Below are 17602 nucleotides of genomic sequence, written 5' to 3'. Positions count from 1 at the left end.
GTGTCCGTGTGTCCGATTGACGAAGCCGCATACCGCTTGCTGCCTGCGCCAGATGCCAGATCATCGAGGCCGGGTTGAAGCAACTGGGCCATGCCTAGTGTCGCGTCACCGATCATCTGTCGGTCTGCGCTGGCCATCGAAGCGCATCGCGGCGTTGCATCGCTTGCCAATACGCTCGGTATTGGCTGCGCGATGCGCCTTGCGCTGCGCTCCGATGGCTGCGCGCAGCCTACGACATCTGATCGGTGACGCGACACTAGGAGAAGGTGGCCGAAGAGAAATTCCCGTTCGCGCAGGCCGACCTCAGGATCGCGCTGACCACCATACGCGCCGCCCCCCCGGCCGCCCCGGCGCGCCACCAAGCCCTTCTTCGGCGCGCTGAACCGGGCCGCCATCCGGCGCAGCCAGCGGCGGCAAAGCGCCGAATCGATCGCCGACAGCGTGCAGGCCTGGCCCGTATTTGCGCTGCGCGGCGTGCTCGAAGGCTCCGCAGCATGAATCCGTCCGCAGCACCGCCTTGCGCCGCAACGATGCGCCACGAGGTCTGGCGCCGCAGCGACGGCGGCGCTTCATGGTCGAACGGCTGGCGCCGCGTGCATGGGGCCGGTGCCCGATGACAGGCCCGGCGGAGGGGCATGCCACGGGGTACGCCGCCATGGCCTCGGACGATTTTCCCGCATCGACGCGCCATCCTAGTGTCGCGTCACCGATCATCTGTCGGTCTGCGCTGGCCATCGAAGCGCATCGCGGCGTTGCATCGCTTGCCAATACGCGCGGTATGGGCTGCGCGCTGCGCCTTGCGCTGCGCTCCGATGGCTGCGCGCAGCCTACGACATCTGATCGGTGACGCGACACTAGCCGGCCAAAAGGGTAATCCCTGTGCGGATGGCCCGGCACCGGTGTTATGTTTTTACATACCAAACGGTATTTTTGCCTGCGCTATCGGCCAACGCCACAGGAGTGAACACCATGCAGAACGCCCGTTGGAAGCAGCGCCCTGCCGGCTCGCACCGGGGCGGCTTCGGCCCCGACGACCAACTCGGCCGCATGAACCTGCGGACGCCCGAGATCCGGCGACAGGCTTTTCGCGAGGTGCAGCAGGGCCTGGCGTTTTGCCTGAGCCTGCCGCTGCACCATCCCGGCGGCAACGCACTGCTCCAGCACCGCAAGGAGCCGCGCTTCTTCCACGAAAAGCGCAACTACGACTACCGGTTGTCGAACCTGTGCGCCTGCTTCGACGATGCGGTGTCGGACGACGCCGTCATGCTGTACACGCAGTATTCGACGCAATGGGACGGCCTCGGCCATGTCGGCCAGATGTTCGACGCCGACGGCCGGCCCGAGAAGGTCTATGACAACGGCTTTCGCGGCGGCGTCGATGTGCTCGGCCCGGATGATGCGACGCCCGGCCCCGACGGTGCGGCAACCCGTTTCGGCGCCCGGGCCATAGGCATCGAGCACCTGGCCGGCGCCGTCGGTTCGCCCGCCACGCCAGTGGCCACGGTTTGACCCGGCGCAGGAGCACCGCGATGGCGACACCCGTCCAGTCCTTTGCCTGCGCCGCCCTGCTGGCGCTCGGCGCCGCACTTGCGTCGGGCGCCCCGGCGCAGCCGGGCACTACCGCGCAGCCGGGCATGGCAGCGCAGCCGGGCGCTACGGCTCCGTCGGACCAGGCCAGCCACTGGCCAGGCAGGCCGGTCACGCTGGTGGTGCCGTATCCGCCCGGCGGCACCAGCGACATCGTGGGCCGGCAGTTGGCCGACAGGCTGCGCGAGGAGCTCGGGCAGACCATCGTCGTCGAGAACAAGGCCGGCGCCGCCACCGCCATCGGCGCGACCGCCGTCGCACATGCCGCCAAGGACGGCCATACGCTGCTGCTGTCGGCCGGCTCGACCTTCACGGTGATTCCGCACCTGAATGACAAACTGCAATACAAGCTCGACGATTTCGCGCCGGTGGCGCCGGTGTGCACGGCGCCCTTTGCCTTTGTGGTGCGCAAGGATTTTCCGGCCCGGGATCTGCGCGAGTTCGTCGCCTATGCAAAGGCCCATCCGGGCAAGGTGAACAACGCGACCAACGGGCAGGGCAGCCTGGTTCACTTGCTCGGCGAGTTGGTGGCCACGGGCCTGGGCGTGCAATTGACGCAGGTGCACTACAAGGGGGCCATGCCGGCGTCGATGGACCTGATCGGCGGCATCGTCGATTCCAACACCGAGGCGCTGACGAACGCGGTGCCGAACATCAACGCCGGCCAGTACCGGGCGCTGGCGGTGCTCAGCGCCGAGCGCGAACCCTTGCTGCCCCAGGTGCCGACGTTCAAGGAGCTCGGCTATCCGCAGATCGTCGGCGAAACCTGGTACGCGGTGTTCGCCCCCGCCGGAACGCCCAAGCCGGTGCTCGACAAGCTCGGCGCGGCGATCCGCAAGATCACCGGCTCGGCGCGCTTTGGCGCGGCGATGCGCAAGGTCGGCAACCAGGCCCAAACCGGCACACCGGAGCAACTGCGCGAACTGACGCTGCAACAAAGCCGGCGCTGGGAGGGGCTGATCCGCCAGCATGGCATCAAGGCCGAGTGAACCGGGTAAGCCGGGTGAATCGGGTGAACTGGGTGAACCGTCTGGATGCTCCCGCCCTGCTGCGCCAGTGCAGCCCGTTTTTTGCTGACGGCGCCTCTGTTGCGCTGGCCCGGTGCCGCCGGCGCCTCGCCCGCCACGCCAGTGGCGATGGTTCGAACCCATGCAGGAGCATCGAGATGCCGATCCGAGTCCAGTCCCTTGCCTGCGCCGCCTTGCTGGCGCTGGGCGCCGCCCTTGCGTCGGGTGCCACGGCGCAGCCGGGCACCACCGCGCAGCCGGGCACCACCGCGCAGCCGGGCACCACCGCGCAGCCGGGCATTGCCGCGCAGCCGGGCACAGCACCGTCGGACAAGGCCAGCCATTGGCCAAGCAAGCCGGTCACGCTGGTGATTCCGTATCCGCCCGGTGGCAGCAGCGACATCGTGGGCCGGCAGTTGGCCGACAGGCTGCGCGAGGAGCTCGGGCAGACCATCGTCGTCGAAAACAAGGCCGGCGCCGCGACTGCCATCGGCGCGACCGCCGTCGCGCGTGCCGCCAAGGACGGCCATACGTTGCTGCTGTCGGCCGGCTCGACCTTCACGGTGGCGCCGCACCTGAGCGACAAGCTGCAATACAAGTTCGACGATTTCGCGCCGGTGGCGCCGGTGAGCGCGACGCCCTTCGTCCTTGTGGTGCGCAAGGACTTTCCGGCCCGGAACCTGCGCGAGTTCGCCGCCTATGCGCAGGCCCATCCGGGCAAGGTGAACAACGCGACCAATGGGCAGGGCGGCCTGGGCCACCTGCTTGGCGAGTTGGTGGCCACGGGCCTGGGCGTGCAACTGACGCAGGTGCACTACAAGGGGGCCGTGCCGGCGGCGATGGACCTGATCGGCGGCATCGTCGACTCCAACGTTCAGGCACTGACGAACGCGGTGCCGAACGTCAACGCCGGCCAGTACCGGGCGCTGGCCGTGCTCAGCGCCGAGCGCCAGCCCTTGCTGCCCCAGGTGCCGACGTTCAAGGAGCTTGGCTACCCGCAGATCGTCGGCGATGCCTGGTACGCGGTGTTCGCCCCCGCCGGAACACCCAAGCCGGTGCTCGACAAGCTCGGCGCGGCGATTCGCAAGATCACCGGCTCGGCGCGCTTTGGTGAGGCGATGCGCAAGGTCGGCAACCAGGCCCAAACCGGCACACCGGAGCAACTGCGCGAACTGACGCTGCAACAAAGCCGGCGCTGGGGAGACCTGATCCGCCAGCACGGCATCGAGGCCGAGTGACTGCGTTCCCGCCCTGCGCAGCCAGGCCCGGCCGGATCAAGCGCCGGGTGGCCGGGGCCAGGCCCGCTGTGGTTCGCGGATCGACTCGAACGCATGGGCCAGTTGCAGCACGCCCAGGTCATCGAAGCGGGCGCCGATGATCTGTAGCCCGATGGGCAGGCCGCTGCGGGTGTAGCCGCAGTTGATCGACGCTGCCGGCTGTTCGGACATATTGAAAGGCACGGTAAACCCGATGTGCTCCATCGCGTGCAGCGGGTCGTTGGTGGGCGAGGGCAGTTCGGCATCGAAGGCCGGCATCGGCGCCACCGGCGAGATCACGTAGTCGTAGGCGCTGCAGGCGCGCACGGTGTGCACGCGGGTCAGGTGGAACTGCTGGCTGGCGTTGAACAGTTCGACGCCGCTGATGCCGGCCACGCTGTCGGCCCAGGCGCGGATGTAGGGCAGCACCTTGTCGCGCCGCCCGGCGGGCAGGGCCTGCAAGTCGGTATGCGTGCGCATGCGCCAGAACTGGTCCATGCCGTCGAGCATGGCTTGCGTCATGAAGGGCGGCATGGTCTCGATGATCGCGCCTGCGGTCTGCATCAGCCGGGCAGCGTGTTCGACGGCGGCTGTGACCTCGGGCTCTGGCGCCAGGCCGCAACCGGCATCCAGCAGCAGGCCGATGCGCAGTCCGCGCAGGCGCTCCGCGCCTTGATCGAACTGGCTCCAGGCAATGTCTTGTGCCGGCAGGCTCATGCTGTCGCGGGCGTCGGGCTGGCTGAGCAGTTGCATCAGCGCTGCGGCGTCGGCCACGCTGCGGGTCATCGGGCCGGCGGCGCGGCCGGTGTAGGGCGGGTCGATAGGGATGCGGCCCAGGCTGGGCTTGAGGCTGAAGATGCCGCACCAACCGGCGGGCAGGCGCAGCGAGCCGCCGATGTCGGTGCCGATGTGCAGCGGGCCATAGCCTGCGGCCGCAGCCGCCCCGCCGCCGGCGCTGGAGCCGCCGGGGCCTTTGGCCAGATTCCACGGGTTGCGCGTGAGCGGGTGCAAGCTCGACAGGCCCGAGGACAACATGCCGTAGTCGGGCATCGTGGTCTTGGCAACGATGACGGCGCCGGCCGCGCGCATGCGCGCGGCCGGGGGCGCATCGGCGGCAGCGGCAGGCGCCGGCGCGAGCGCCGCCGTGCCCAACGGGGTCGGGTCGCCCTCGGTGGCGATGTTTTCCTTGATCGTGCCGGGCACGCCATCGAGCGCGCTCAGCGGCGCGCCGCGCAGCCAGCGGGCTTCGCTGGCACGGGCTTGCGCCAGCGCGGCCTCGGGGCGCAGCAGGTAGGTGGCCTGCAGATGCGGCTCCCAACGCGCGATATGCGATAGCACGGCCTGCGTGACCTCGACCGGCGACAACTGGCGCTGGCGGTAGGCGGCCATCAGGGCGTGGGCGGACAGGTCGTGCAGGTCACTCATGGCGGGTAGGGGCGAGGTCAAGGGTTGGACAAGGTGTGGGTAATGGGTGGCGGTGGGTGGCGGTGGGGGGCAATGGGTGGACAAGGGCTGAACGGCGCCATGGACGGGTTTCAGCTCCAGGAGAGCGCCGAGATGTCGTTCACGAACACCGGCATGTCTTTCCACAGCCCCTTGAGGTTTTTGTTCGCCACGGTGACCCACTGGCCCTGGTACAAAAAGGCATGCACTGCGTCATCGGCCAGCAGGCGTTGCGCCTGGCCGAGCAGGCGCGCGCGCTCGGCGGGCCGGGCGGTGTTCTTGATCTGGTCGAACAGCGCATTGAATGCGGGCGATTGGTAGCCCCAGTAGTAGTCGGGGTTGGCGAAGTTGTTCAGATCGAACGGCTCCACATGCGCGATGACGGTCAGGTCGTAGTTCTTGCCGCCATAGGTGCCGCTGAGCCACTGCGCCCATTCCACGTTCTCCATCTTGGCAATGATGCCCACCTTGGCCAGTTGCGCTGCGATCACCTCGCCGCCCAGGCGGGCATAGGGGGTGGGGGGCAGCGTCATGCCCAGCGTCAGCGGTGTTTTGACGCCGGCTTCGGCCAACAGCCGGATGGCCTTGCCAGGGTCGTAGGGGTTCACACCGGTGGTGTCGACATAGCCGAAGGCGCCGGGCACATAGTGGCTGCCGATGGGTACGCCATAGCCCTCGGTGGCCGCTGCGATCACCGCCTTGCGATCGATGGCGGCGGCGATGGCGCGGCGCACGCGCAGATCATCGAGCGGCTTTCTGGCGTTGTTGATGGCCAGGATGGTCTTGGCGCGTGAGCCGCCGATCACGACCTGAAAGCGCGGGTCGCTCTTGAACTGCGCCACGCCGCGATTCGTGATGCGCGGGAAGGCGTCGACGTCGCCGGCCAGCAGCGCGGCCACCTGGGCGGCGGGGTCTGAAATGAAGCGAAAGCTGGCGCGCTTGATCTTGATCGCAGCGGGGTTGCGAAAGCCCTCCCATGCGGTCAGCAGCACCGCAGAGCCCCGGTTCCAACTGCCGAGCCGGTAAGGGCCGGTGCCCACGGGCTGGCTGGCGTTGCGGTCTGCGCTCTTGGGCTCGACGATGGCGAACGGGGCCTGGCCGAGCACGAACAGCAGGTCCGGGTCTATGTCCTTGTTCAGCAGCACCACGGTGTAGTCATCGACCACCTGGGTCGTGAGGCTGGCGAAGGTGCTCTTGCTCTTGTTGCTGCTCTTGTCGCTGCCCGAGCGGTCGAACGCGAACTTCACGGTGGCCGCCGTGAAAGGCTCGCCGTTTTGGAACTTCACGCCGCGGCGCAGTTTGAAGGTGTAGGTCTTCAGGTCGGGCGAGACCTCCCAACTCTCGGCCAGCAAAGGCGCGACGCTGCCGTCGGTGTTGATCTTGGTGAGCGTCTCGAAGATGTTGTAGTGAACGACTTCGGCGATTGCCGATGCGGCGCTGGTGGTCGGGTCCAGGCTCGGGGGTTCCAGCGTCATGCCCAGCACCACGGCGTCTTTGCGGCCCTGCGCCAGGGCGGTGAGCGGGGCCGTCAGCGGCAAGGCGATGATGGCGCCAGTGACGCCCGAGACGCCAGTGGCAAGAACGGTGCGGCGGTTCAGCATGTTCGGATTCTCCAGACAAAAAAACGGACGAAGGCCCCGGCGCGCCGGGTCGGCGGGGGGGGGCGGGGGGCCGGCCAAGTGTTTCACACCACGGCCTGCGCGCTGGCTGCCGGGCCGGACGCCGCGCTGGCTGCCGCTGCACGGCGCGCCCGCGCCCGGCCCGGCTGCACCTGGGGCACGGCAGCGATCAGCGCGCGGGTATAGGGGTGCTCGGCGTTGCGAAACAGTTCGGCCGGCGCCCCCTGCTCGACGATGCGGCCCTGGTACAGCACCAGCGTTTGCGCGCACAGGTGGTTGACCACGGCCAGGTCGTGGCTGATCAGCATGTAGGTGATGCCGAACTCCTGCTGCAAGTCCTGCATCAGGTTCAGCACCTGGGCCTGCACCGACACGTCGAGCGCGCTCACCGGCTCGTCGGCCACGATCAGGCGCGGCTTGGTGATCAGCGCGCGCGCAATCGCGATGCGCTGGCGCTGGCCGCCCGAGAACTCGTGCGGGTACTTGCCCAGGTCGTTGTGGCGCAGCCCGACCTGGGCCAGCACCTGGGCGGCCTGCTCACGCTGCGCAGCGCGGCTGTGCAGGCGCTGGGCTTGCAGCGGCTCGGTGACGATGCGCTCCACGGTCTGGCGCGGGTCGAGCGAGCCATAGGGGTCCTGAAAGACCATCTGGAAGTCGCGCCGCGCCTGGCGCAGTTGGGCCGCCGGCAATTGGTGCAGGTCGCGCCCGAGCAGTTGCACCGTGCCGGCCGTGGGAATGTCCAGCGCCATCACCAGGCGCGCCAGCGTCGACTTGCCCGAGCCCGATTCGCCGACGATTCCCAGGCTGCGGCCAGAGGCCATCGAAAAGCTCACGCCATCGAGCGCATGCACCTTGCCCGGGGGGCGAAACAGATGTTCGCGCGGTAGCTGGTAGCTGCGCGCCAGGTCTTTGACTTCGAGCAAGGCGCTGGCCTCGGCGGCGGCGGGGGCAGGGATGCTGTCGGTCATGGTCATCATGGACATCATGGTCATTGCGTTCGCTGCGGTCAGCGCTTGCGCACTGCCTCGGCAATGGCCTCGTGGCGCAGGCAGCGCACTTCGTGATCGCCGTCGGCGTCGGCGGCCACCCGCTGCACCGGCGGGCGTTCGTGGTGGCAGGCATCCACGGTGTAGCTGCAACGCCCGGCGAAGGGGCAGCCTGCGGGCAGGTCCACCAGTTCGGGCACGGTGCCGGCAATGGTGGCCAGGCGGCGCTGGCCCGGCGCGCCCATTGCGTCCACGGCGCCGCCCCACTGCGGCCGCGCCGCAAACAGTCCCCGGGTATAGGGATGGGCCATGGCCGCGAAGACGCAGGCGGTGGAGCCGCTCTCGACCACGCTGCCGCCGTACATCACCAGCATCCGGTCCACGTTTTGCGAGATCACGCCCAGGTCGTGCGAGATCAGGATCAGCGCCATGTTGCGCTCGGCCACCAAACTGCTGATGAGGTCGAGGATTTGCTGCTGTATGGTCACATCGAGCGCCGTGGTGGGCTCGTCGGCGATCAGCAGGTCGGGGCCACAGGCCAGCGCCATCGCAATCGTGATGCGCTGGCGCTGGCCGCCGGAAAACTGGTGCGGGTAGGCATCGAAGCGCCGCGCCGCATCGGCAATGCCCACGCGATCGAGCAAGGCCGTGGCCTGCTGGCGCGCGGCGGTGGCGCCCAGGCCACGGTGCAGGCGCAGCGGCTCGGCCACCTGGCGGCCAACGCTGTGCACCGGGTTCAGCGCCGTCATCGGCTCCTGGAACACCATGCCGATGCGGTTGCCGCGCAGTTGGCACAGTTGCGCATCGCTGCGGCCCAGCAGTTCCTGGCCGTCGAAGCGGATGCTGCCGCTGACTTGCGCGCCTTCGGGCAGCAGGCCCAGCAGCGCCAGCGCGGTGATCGATTTGCCGCAGCCGGACTCGCCGATCAGGCCCAGGGTGGCGCCGCGCGCGAGCGAAAAATCCACACCGCGCACGGCGTCGGCCGGGCCTCGGTGGGTTTGCAGGCGGATCTGCAGCCGGGAGACTTCGAGCAAAGACATGGCCAGTGATTGCGATGCAGGCTGGATCGGTTTTTCAGCGCTTTCGCGCCAGGCGCGGGTCCAGCAGGTCGCGCAAACCATCGCCGAGCAGGTTCAGGCCCAGCACCGCCAGCGCAATCGCCAAGCCCGGCCACACGGCCAGCAGCGGCGCCTGGAACATCAACGTCTGCGCCTCGCTGAGCATACGGCCCCAGGATGGCTGCGGCGGCTGCGTGCCCAGCCCCAGGTAGGACAGCGCCGCCTCGGCCAGGATGGCGACGGCAAACTGTATCGTGGCCTGCACGACCAGCACCGACGAGATGTTGGGCAGCACATGTTCGAGCGTGATGCGCCAGCCGCCCTTGCCGCAGGCGCGCGCTGCCAGGATGTACTCGCGCGACCACAGCGCGTTGGCCGATGCGCGGGTGACCCGCACGAAGGTCGGTATGTTGAAGATGCCGATGGCGATGATGGAGTTGACGATGCCCGCGCCAAACACCGCCGTCAGCATGATCGCCGAGAGGATGGCCGGAAACGCAAAGCCGAAGTCCGCCAGCCGCATGATCAACTCCTCCACCCAGCCACGCCTGGCAGCGGCCAGCAGCCCCAGCGCGCAACCGACGCTCAGGCCGATGCCCACCGCGATCACGCCCACCAGGATCGAGTTGCGCGCACCCACCAGCAGCAGCGAGGCCACATCGCGCCCGAAGGCGTCGGTGCCCAGCCAATGGCTCAGCGTGGGCGGCTGCAGCTTGGCGGCCAGATCCATCTCGTAGGGCGACCAAGGCGTCCAGACCAGGGACAGGGCGGCGGCCGCGATGAGCAGCAAGGCCAGCACGGCGCCGATGGCAAAGTTGCGCTGGCGCAGCGCGCGCTGCAACCAGCCGCCGGGCGCAGCGGTGGCGGCGGCAGTAGCAGCAACAGCGGCGGCGACAGGGTGGGAGGCCATCAGATGTCGCTGGCCTTGACGCGCGGGTCGATCAGCGCATAGAGCATGTCGATCGCGAAGTTCACGACGACCACCATCGCGGCCAGCAGCAGCACGCAGTTGCGCACCACGATCAGGTCGCGGTTGGCGATCGATTGAAAGATCAGGCGCCCCAGGCCCGGCAGATAAAACACATTCTCGACCACGATGGTGCCGGCCAGCAGGTTGGCAAACTGCAGCCCCATCACGGTGATGATCGGAATCATCGCGTTGCGCAGCACATGGCCCCAGAGCACGGCCCGCTGCGAAAGCCCCTTGGCCCGGGCGGTGCGCACAAAGTCCTCGCGCAGCACCTCCAGCACGGCCGAGCGGGTAATGCGCGCCAGGATCGCCGCCTGCACCACGGCCAGCGCAATGGCCGGCAGCAGCAGCGCCTTGAAGGCCGCCAGCGGGCTGCCGCCAGCGGCCTCGGTCCAGCCCGGAAAACCCCCGGCAGAGAACCACCGCAGTTGCACCGAAAACAGCAAGATCAGCAAGATGGCGAACCAGAAATTGGGAATGGCGATGCCGACCTGCGCCAGCCCCATCACCCCCACGTCACCGAGCCGGTTGTGGTGCGCCGCCGCATAGACCCCGGCGGCCAGCGCCAGCACCGTGGTGATGAGCATTGCCATCGAGGCCAGCGGAACCGTCAGCGCCAGGCGTTCGAGCACCAGGTCGAGCACCGGCGAACTGTAGGCATGGCTGTCGCCCATACGCCCTTGCAGCAATCCACTGACCCAGTCCCAATAGCGCAGCCCGGCCGGGCGATCGAGCCCGAGCTTGGCGGTCAATGCCGCCACCGCGTCCGGCGCGGCGTCCGGCCCCATCAGGATCTGGGCGGTGTTGCCGGGCAGGATCTCCAGCACCAGAAACACGACGATGGACGCGCCGACCAGCGTCGCCAGCAAAGTCATCGAGCGCTTGAGGAAAAACAGACCCATGGGCGTGGGGAGAAAAAAGGGCGGTGGAGTGTCAGAGGCAACGTCTACGCCAAGCATAACGGCATTGTGCTGCGGCGAACGACGCAGCGCAGGATAATGCCGGCCATGAACGCCCATCTGCCTCCCTGCGCTTGCGGCCCCATGCCCGGGGAGACCCCATGGCGCTGATGATCACCGACGAGTGCATCAACTGCGATGTGTGCGAGCCAGAATGCCCGAACCAGGCGATCGCCCTCGGGCTGGAAATCTACCAGATCGACCCGCACAAATGCACCGAATGCGTGGGCCATTTCGATACCCCCCAATGCGTGCAGGTCTGCCCTGTGGCCTGCATTCCGGCGGACCCGCAGCATCCGGAAGACCGCGCAACGCTGTGGCAGAAGTTCCAGCGGCTGCGGGCGACGGCGCCGACCTGATTTCAAGCCTCAAGATTCAAGCCTCGATGGCCGATGGCGCAAGCGATGCATTTGCCTGTGGCCAGCAAATCAACCTGAATTCGTCCACATCAGGCGGAGGCGTGGTCATTGTCGGTGTGTCGCATGCAAGTGATCCCTGATCATGTGCCTGATTTGCGGTGCTGTGCGCTGCCCCCGCGCCTTTGCCGATGCTGCTTCCACAGCATGATGGGTGTCACCACGTAGACCACGGCCACTCCAAATTGGAACACCGCCCACATCACATTATCCGATTTGTCTTCCCATGGATCCGGCTCCAACCACACATTTTGTATCGCCAACAGCAGGAAGGGCCAAGCGCCCAACAAGAGCAGGATCGTCAGCACCCAAAGTAGCCACTTGCTTTCTCGCCAATGCCGCACCTGCAGCGCGATGAGCGTCACAGCGTAGAGCACTGCCACGCCAAGTCGGATCATCGCCCACATCGTATATTTCGATATGTCTCTCCCTGGAAATGACCCCTGCCACGCAGCGTACATCGCCGCATTCAAGAAGATTACAGCGGCAAGTAAGAGCAATGCCCTCAGCACCCAAAGCATCCACTTTTTCATCAATTCTTTCATCATCGTCTCGGCCGCCATCTTCCTATCGGATATTTGATGCAGGGCCGACTGATATTACTCGGGGAGCACTTTTCGTCCACATCAGGCGGAGGCGTGGTCATTGTCGGTGTGTCGCATGCAAATGATCCCTGATCATGTGCCTGATTTGCGGTGCTGTGCGCTGCCCCCGCGCCTTTGCCGATGCTGCTTCCACAGCACGAGGGGCGTCACCGCGTAGACCACGGCCACTCCAAATTGGAACACCGCCCATATCACATCATTCGATTCGTATCCCTCTGGAGACGACATTAACCACACATTATTTTTGCCAATATCAGGAAGGGCGTAGCGCCCAACAAGAGCAGGATCGTCAGCACCCAAAGTAGCCACTTGCTTTCTCGCCAATGCCGCACCTGCAGCGCGATGATCGTCACGGCGTAGAGCACTGCCACGCCAAGTTGGAGCGCCGCCCACATCGTATATTTCGATATGTCGCTCCCTGGAAATGACCCCTGCCACGCAGCGAATATCGCCAATTCCAAGGAGATTATAGCGGCCAGTAAGAGCAATGCCCTCAGCACCCAAAGCATCCACTTTTTCATAAATTCTTTCATCATCGTCTCGACCGCCATCTTTCTATCGGATATTTGATGTAGGGCCGACTGATATTGCTCGGGGAGCACTTTTCGTCCACATCAGGCGGATGCGTGGTCATTGTCGGTGTGTCGCATGCAAGTGATCCCGGATCAGTTGCCTGATTTGCGGTGCTGTGCGCTGCCTCCGCGCCTTTGCCGATGCTGCTTCCACAGCACGAGGGGCGTCACCGCGTAGACCACGGCTACGCCAAATTGGAACACCGCCCGTATCACATCATCCGACTTGTCTGCCCATGGAGGCGACTCCAACCACACATTTTGTATCGCCAACAGCAGGAAGGGCCAAGCGCCCAACAAGAGCAGGATCGTCAACATCCAAAGTAACCACTTGCTTTCTCGCCAATGCCGCACCCGCAGCACGATGGGCGCAACTGCGCAAAGCACTGCCACTCCAAATTTGAGCGCCGCTGCCATCGCAAATTTCGACGTGTCGCTTCCCGGAAACGACCCTTGCCACACATACTGTATCGCCCACATCAGATAGAGTGCAGCGGCCAGTAGAAGCAGCACCGTCAACATCCAAGTCATCCATTTTTTCATAAATTCTTTCATCATCGTCTCGGTCGCCATCTTCCTATCGGATATTTGATGTAGGGCTGACTAATACTACTCGGAGCGCACTTCTGAATCACATCCTGCGCGAACGTCTGGCATGATTTGAACGGAGGAAGAAACATACCGAGTGGTTTACCAATTTGCAACTCACGGTTGACACAGTCCTCGTCCACAAAGGGCACAGGCGTGATCACGGTCGGTATGTCGCATTGGTGGTTTGAAACAACTACCCATATAGAATCTAAGTTAACAAGCTCATTACCTGCCCGTGAGCAAGTAATCCGCTTGTTCATACCCGCTTCTATCGTATCGGTCTTGAGCCAGCAGTGATTGACCAAGCCCGCTACGATTTCCGCTGGCCGGCATCGCAGTTCGACGTCCAAGCCCAATGGATCAGTAAAGCTCAGCGGGTTTCCATTCACATACACATACCCATTAAGGCCTCCGCGCAACCCGATGGGATCAATCTGCGAATATCTCCCGATGTCGAGGTCGTAGTATCTGTGGAAGTTATAATGCAACCCGGTCTCAACATCCTCATACTGCCCGGGCAGCCGCAACTGCGAATTGATCCGTGAATCCCCCGTCGCAGACCTCGGCGTCACCACATCCGCCCGCCCAAAGGCGTTGTAGTTCGCCGCCCATACCACGTTGCCCGCGTTGTCCGTCGCTTGCAGCGGAACCTCGAGGTGATTGCCATGGTAGTAGGCGACGACATCCCTGCCATTGCCGTTCTTGGTCTTGATGAACAGCACCCCGGTCATGAATTCACTGTCGGGCCTTGGGCCATATTGCGTTGTGATCGTCGGTGCCGCGCTGGCGCTGATGGACTGATCGGCGTTGATGGTGATGGTCTGTGTGGCCTCGGCAATCAGCCCTTCGTCTGTATACAGGAAATAGGTGCGCACGGCAGGCGTAATGGGTTGCCAGGGCCGGAGCATCAAAGTTTGTTTACATTCAACGACTTACGATAAGCCATTGTAAAAGCAGCTCAGAAATCGTGTCTACTCTTGGGGTTTCAGGAGCAAGAGATGGCGGAGAAAGACACGCTAGAAGAGCTCATTGAGCAGTTGCGCCAGTTGAAGGACCCGCGGGTTGCAGGCCGCACCGACCACAACCTGCTCGACATACTGGTTTTGGCACTGTGCGCGGTCATGTCAGGGGCGCAAGGGTGGGATGACAAGAGGACTGGGGACGCGCGCGCGAAGGCTGGCTGCGTCGCTATCTGAAACTGCGCAACGGCATTCCCGGGCACGACACCATCCGTCGGGTATTTGAGGCGCTCTCGCCAAGTCAGTTGTCGGCCTGCTTGAGTTCCTGGATGGCGCCAAGTCTGTCCTGCGGTGGGCGGCCTGGTCATTGCCATCGATGGCAAGAGTCTGCGCGGGGCGGCACGTCCGGCCTGCGGGTTGCGCGCACTGCATCAGGTATCGGCCTACGCCGCCGGATATGGCCTGACGCTGGGGCCATTGGCCTGCCAAGAAAAGTCCAACGAAATCACGGCCATTGGCGAGTTGCTGCCAACGCTGGCGCTCGAGGGAGCGGTTGTCACCATCGACGCCATGGGCTGCCAGAGCGCGATGGCCGAGCAGATCGTGGACGGTGGTGGCGATTACGTGCTTGCCGTCAAGGACAACCAACACATCTGGCTCACGCCTTGCGCGACTTCTTTGGCACGCTCGACGCGCCCGGCTACCCGGTCAGACAGACCTGCGTGCATGAAACGCTGGACAAGGGCCATGGCCGCATTGAAACCCGTCGCTGCACGGCGGCGGGCGATCTGGATTGGCTGGCTACCCTGGGGCTCAAGGAACGCTGGAAGAAGATCACTTCGGTGGCCGGTATCGACTCCAGCCGCGTGATCGGCAGCAAGACCGAGACAGATCGGCGCTATGTGATCAGTTCATTGCCCGCCGACAGTGAGCGAATTTTGCACGCTGTGCGCATGCACTGGGGCATTGAAAATGGCTTGCACTGGTGCCTGGATGTGGCCTTTGGAGAGGACGCCTGCCCCATCCGGCTACGCAATGCCGCACTCGACTTCTCATTGCTGCGCCGTGCCGCCATGAACCTGTTTCGTGCTGACCACTCTCGCGCCATGGGCCTGCCAAAAAAGCGCAAGGCCGCTGCCTGGAACCCGGACTACCTCGCCAATATCCTTCATCTGCGGGAAATTTGATGCTCCGGCCTTGTAAAATCTCTGTTTAGAGGGGCTCAATCAATGACTGTTTTCACCATAGGCTACGAAGGACTGGACATCGACGCGTTCATGTCGTTGCTCGCTGAGCACGGCATCGAGACGGTCGTGGACATCCGCGAGCTGCCCCTGTCGCGCAAGCCTGGGTTTTCGAAGAAGGCGCTGGCCAGCGTCCTGAATCTTTCCGGCCTCGAGTACGTCCACATGGTCGCGCTGGGTTGCCCGAAGCTGGTGCGTGATCGCTACCAGGAAGACGGCAACTGGAAACGCTACACCGACGGCTTCCTGAAGCATCTCAAGACGCAGAAAGCAGCCATCGACGAGCTATCAGAATTGGCCGCGTCGTCGAACTGCGCGCTGCTCTGCTACGAGGCTGACTTCAACTTCTGCCACCGTTCAATGGTGGCCAACGCCGTTCGGGACGCGTGCGGTGCGGACGTCGAGCACATCTCGGCGACGGACGCTAAAACAGCGAGCCCTGCCTCACTTCGGCTGGCTTTCGCTTAGAGCATATTTGACTTAAAACCAAACAATTCATGATATGATGCGGCGTCTTTTTTCTGAAGGAGTATGCAATGCAAGCGTATTCGCAGGATTTGCGAGATAGGGTGCTGAAGGCGATAGAACAAGGAGATCGTCCTACCGATATTGCCAAGCGTTTTGAAGTCAGTCGAGTATGGGTGTACCAAGTCAAGACGCGTCTTGAAGAAGGTATTCGACATAGTTTCCAGATTGGCGGGCATCGGAAATCTTGCCTTGCTCCAGTGGAGCCTATGTTGCGGGAATGGATTAAAGACAGAGCGGATTTGACACTGCGCGAGATGTGCGAACGGCTGGCCGAGCATGGGATAACGATCAAAGCCCCAGCCCTATGGCACCAACTGAATAAATGGGGTTTGAGCTTTAAAAAAAACTCTGCACGCCAGCGAGCAAGAGCGTAAGGATGTGCAAGCGGATCGGGTTGCATGGAAGGAAAGCCAGCCAGCACTTGACGCAACAAAGCTTGTGTTCCTTGATGAGACGGGCACATCCACCAACATGACCCGCACACGAGGCCGTTCGCCGAAGGGACAGCGTTGCATAGCCAGTGTTCCACATGGTCACCGGAAAATCACCACCTTCATTGCCGGCTTGCGGGTAAACGCCGTGACCGCCCCAATGGTCTTGGATGGCCCTATGGATGGCGAAGCATTCCTGGCCTATATACAGCAATTTCTGTGTCCTACGCTGCACCCTGGTGATATCGTGATCGCTGATAATTTGTCCAGCCATAAAGTCTCTGGTGTGCGTGAGGCCATTGAGGGGGTTGGTGCAACATTGCGTTATCTTCCGCCTTACTCACCAGATTTGAACCCTATCGAAAAATTCTTTTCCAAACTGAAAGCCCTGCTCAGGCAAGCTGAACAGCGTACTGTCGATGGACTTTGGAATACCATCGGGCACCTGCTTGATTGTTTTACACCACAGGAATTGTCCAACTACTTTTCATCTTCTGGATATGTTTCTACTTAAATCAAAAATGCTCTAGGCGGGTAGACCAAGCTGATGATCAGCCACTGGTCTTGGAACCGGTGCTGATTGCCCATCAGGAACATCAAGTCTTTTGCGCCGAGGTCTTCCTCCAGCTTGGCGCGAAACGGCTTCTCCCAATCCGTTCCGTGACTCTCGCGGCACTTCCAGAACAGCGCCCCGGCTTCCCAATCGACAATCTTGTGCCTTCGCTCTTTCTCGCCCTCCGGCGTGTCGTATACGTAACGGTAGTGGAAGTCGAAGGGCACCTTGCGTAGCTGCTTCACCTGCCTCCGCTCTTCGACCTCATCGAAGAGATTGCCCTGCATCTGCTCCTGAAGCAGCTTCTCCCGCTCTTCGTCCGTCCAATCCGGGTTGCGAGCTTTGAAGATGTCGAGACCGATCAGCCGCTTGGGGCGCAGTAGGGCGAGCGACAGACCGTCCGCGCGCCGCGTCGCTTCGATGGCGTCGTAGCTGTCGAACGCAGGGATCTTCTCCAACCATTCCCAGCGGCCCGACCACGCCTTCTTGGTGTCGATCACATCGCCGCAGTTGATCGTGTCGACATAGATCTTGTGGCTCTCGGGTCGATGATCCTTTGGGGCTTTCTCGACGCGCACGTCGATCCACTGCCACTTCCTGAACTGCTGCCCGTCCTCGATCATCCGGAACGGCACAGGGAAGAGGCGGCGCATTGCGCCATCCTGGCTGATGCCAGCAACGCAGGATGTTTCGACGTACTGCGCGCTCGGCGAGGGGTAAGTCTTCGCCAGAATCAGAATTCGCTCTTTTCTGATCTTCTCCATTGGACGGTTCCCCTCGCTTTTTTGAACTAATCCACGTTGCCTGTTTTCATCGGC

21 protein-coding genes and 2 pseudogenes are annotated in these 17602 nt (G+C 63.8%); 11 read left to right on the top strand and 12 right to left on the bottom strand.

All coding sequences use genetic code 11. The features are described from left to right. Positions 1 to 97 precede the first annotated feature (97 nt). Entirely contained in the window at positions 98 to 382 is a 285-nt protein-coding gene (locus VEIS_RS27980; RefSeq protein ID WP_157048341.1) for a hypothetical protein, read from the top strand. Here VEIS_RS27980 and VEIS_RS27975 read toward each other — a convergent pair. Further along, on the bottom strand, positions 304 to 855 hold the full coding sequence (locus VEIS_RS27975) for a hypothetical protein (protein ID WP_011807955.1): 552 nt from the start codon (positions 853 to 855) through the stop codon (positions 304 to 306). The genes VEIS_RS27980 and VEIS_RS27975 overlap by 79 nt on opposite strands. 114 nt (positions 856 to 969) lie before the next feature. Between VEIS_RS27975 and VEIS_RS00725 the strand changes: the two genes are divergently transcribed. The 3 genes from VEIS_RS00725 to VEIS_RS00715 all read left to right on the top strand — a co-directional run bounded on the left by VEIS_RS00725 (position 970) and on the right by VEIS_RS00715 (position 3832). After that, positions 970 to 1509: a hypothetical protein gene (locus tag VEIS_RS00725; protein ID WP_232287812.1), complete on the top strand. Its 540-nt coding sequence runs from the start codon at positions 970 to 972 to the stop codon at positions 1507 to 1509. Between the two features lie 20 nt (positions 1510 to 1529). Beyond that, on the top strand, positions 1530 to 2576 hold the full coding sequence (locus VEIS_RS00720; RefSeq protein ID WP_011807953.1) for a Bug family tripartite tricarboxylate transporter substrate binding protein: 1047 nt from the start codon (positions 1530 to 1532) through the stop codon (positions 2574 to 2576). 176 nt (positions 2577 to 2752) lie between these two features. Beyond that, complete coding sequence (locus tag VEIS_RS00715; protein WP_011807952.1) at positions 2753 to 3832, top strand: tripartite tricarboxylate transporter substrate-binding protein; 1080 nt, start codon at positions 2753 to 2755, stop codon at positions 3830 to 3832. A 36-nt stretch (positions 3833 to 3868) separates the two neighbouring features. On the opposite strand, the gene VEIS_RS00710 is transcribed toward VEIS_RS00715, so the two are convergent. From VEIS_RS00710 to VEIS_RS00685, 6 genes are all read right to left on the bottom strand, one after another. Beyond that, positions 3869 to 5275, bottom strand: a complete 1407-nt coding sequence (locus tag VEIS_RS00710; RefSeq protein ID WP_011807951.1) for an amidase — start codon at positions 5273 to 5275, stop codon at positions 3869 to 3871. Between the two features lie 110 nt (positions 5276 to 5385). Further along, positions 5386 to 6894, bottom strand: a complete 1509-nt coding sequence (locus VEIS_RS00705; RefSeq protein WP_011807950.1) for an ABC transporter substrate-binding protein — start codon at positions 6892 to 6894, stop codon at positions 5386 to 5388. 83 nt (positions 6895 to 6977) lie between these two features. Next, positions 6978 to 7895, bottom strand: a complete 918-nt coding sequence (locus tag VEIS_RS00700) for an ATP-binding cassette domain-containing protein (RefSeq protein WP_232287811.1) — start codon at positions 7893 to 7895, stop codon at positions 6978 to 6980. A gap of 23 nt (positions 7896 to 7918) precedes the next feature. Further along, positions 7919 to 8938 (bottom strand): ABC transporter ATP-binding protein, encoded by a 1020-nt coding sequence (locus tag VEIS_RS00695; protein WP_011807948.1) that lies wholly within the window; start codon positions 8936 to 8938, stop codon positions 7919 to 7921. 34 nt (positions 8939 to 8972) lie between these two features. Then, positions 8973 to 9866: an ABC transporter permease gene (locus tag VEIS_RS00690; protein WP_011807947.1), complete on the bottom strand. Its 894-nt coding sequence runs from the start codon at positions 9864 to 9866 to the stop codon at positions 8973 to 8975. Further along, the gene (locus tag VEIS_RS00685) at positions 9866 to 10828 is read right to left on the bottom strand and encodes an ABC transporter permease (protein ID WP_011807946.1); all 963 of its coding nucleotides are present in this window, start codon (positions 10826 to 10828) and stop codon (positions 9866 to 9868) included. The genes VEIS_RS00690 and VEIS_RS00685 overlap by 1 nt, the downstream gene beginning before the upstream one ends. 158 nt (positions 10829 to 10986) lie before the next feature. Between VEIS_RS00685 and VEIS_RS00680 the strand changes: the two genes are divergently transcribed. After that, positions 10987 to 11244, top strand: coding sequence for a YfhL family 4Fe-4S dicluster ferredoxin (locus VEIS_RS00680; RefSeq protein ID WP_011807945.1), 258 nt, complete (start codon positions 10987 to 10989; stop codon positions 11242 to 11244). A gap of 140 nt (positions 11245 to 11384) precedes the next feature. On the opposite strand, the gene VEIS_RS00675 is transcribed toward VEIS_RS00680, so the two are convergent. The 4 genes from VEIS_RS00675 to VEIS_RS31045 form a co-directional block, all read right to left on the bottom strand. Next, positions 11385 to 11849: a hypothetical protein gene (locus VEIS_RS00675; protein WP_232287810.1), complete on the bottom strand. Its 465-nt coding sequence runs from the start codon at positions 11847 to 11849 to the stop codon at positions 11385 to 11387. Positions 11850 to 12133: 284 nt separating this feature from the next. Next, positions 12134 to 12442: a hypothetical protein gene (locus VEIS_RS30110; protein WP_232287809.1), complete on the bottom strand. Its 309-nt coding sequence runs from the start codon at positions 12440 to 12442 to the stop codon at positions 12134 to 12136. 129 nt (positions 12443 to 12571) lie between these two features. Further along, positions 12572 to 13036 (bottom strand): hypothetical protein, encoded by a 465-nt coding sequence (locus VEIS_RS00665; RefSeq protein ID WP_232287808.1) that lies wholly within the window; start codon positions 13034 to 13036, stop codon positions 12572 to 12574. Continuing rightward, complete coding sequence (locus tag VEIS_RS31045; protein ID WP_011807941.1) at positions 13033 to 13944, bottom strand: RHS repeat-associated core domain-containing protein; 912 nt, start codon at positions 13942 to 13944, stop codon at positions 13033 to 13035. The genes VEIS_RS00665 and VEIS_RS31045 overlap by 4 nt, the downstream gene beginning before the upstream one ends. Positions 13945 to 14067: 123 nt before the next feature. Between VEIS_RS31045 and VEIS_RS00655 the strand changes: the two genes are divergently transcribed. The 6 genes and pseudogenes from VEIS_RS00655 (at position 14068) to VEIS_RS31410 (ending at position 16745) form a co-directional block, all read left to right on the top strand. Further along, positions 14068 to 14265, top strand: coding sequence for a transposase family protein (locus VEIS_RS00655; RefSeq protein ID WP_157048340.1), 198 nt, complete (start codon positions 14068 to 14070; stop codon positions 14263 to 14265). Beyond that, positions 14250 to 14300: pseudogene (locus tag VEIS_RS31425) on the top strand (hypothetical protein); the annotation flags it as partial. The gene VEIS_RS00655 and the pseudogene VEIS_RS31425, both read left to right, overlap by 16 nt. Positions 14301 to 14379: 79 nt before the next feature. Next, positions 14380 to 14676: pseudogene (locus tag VEIS_RS31420) on the top strand (ISAs1 family transposase); the annotation flags it as partial. Positions 14677 to 14693: 17 nt separating this feature from the next. Continuing rightward, positions 14694 to 15215, top strand: a complete 522-nt coding sequence (locus tag VEIS_RS31415; protein WP_049773769.1) for an ISAs1 family transposase — start codon at positions 14694 to 14696, stop codon at positions 15213 to 15215. Between the two features lie 42 nt (positions 15216 to 15257). Further along, positions 15258 to 15740, top strand: a complete 483-nt coding sequence (locus tag VEIS_RS00645) for a DUF488 domain-containing protein (protein WP_011807938.1) — start codon at positions 15258 to 15260, stop codon at positions 15738 to 15740. 68 nt (positions 15741 to 15808) lie between these two features. Then, positions 15809 to 16745, top strand: a protein-coding gene (locus VEIS_RS31410; RefSeq protein WP_407831813.1) for an IS630 family transposase whose coding sequence is annotated in 2 segments (ribosomal slippage) — positions 15809 to 16135 and positions 16137 to 16745 — 936 coding nt in all. Because the reading frame shifts where the segments join, the coding sequence is not laid out codon by codon here. Here the strand turns inward: VEIS_RS31410 and VEIS_RS00635 are convergent. Further along, the gene (locus tag VEIS_RS00635) at positions 16742 to 17548 is read right to left on the bottom strand and encodes a hypothetical protein (protein WP_011807935.1); all 807 of its coding nucleotides are present in this window, start codon (positions 17546 to 17548) and stop codon (positions 16742 to 16744) included. The two genes, VEIS_RS31410 and VEIS_RS00635, sit on opposite strands and share 4 nt — an antisense overlap. Between the last annotated feature and the right edge of the window lie 54 nt (positions 17549 to 17602).

It is taken from the genome of Verminephrobacter eiseniae EF01-2 (assembly GCF_000015565.1).
GTDB classification, from domain to species: domain Bacteria; phylum Pseudomonadota; class Gammaproteobacteria; order Burkholderiales; family Burkholderiaceae_C; genus Acidovorax; species Acidovorax eiseniae.
The sequence above is the reverse complement of the archived record's forward strand: the minus strand, read 5'-3'. Positions and strand labels throughout refer to the sequence as shown.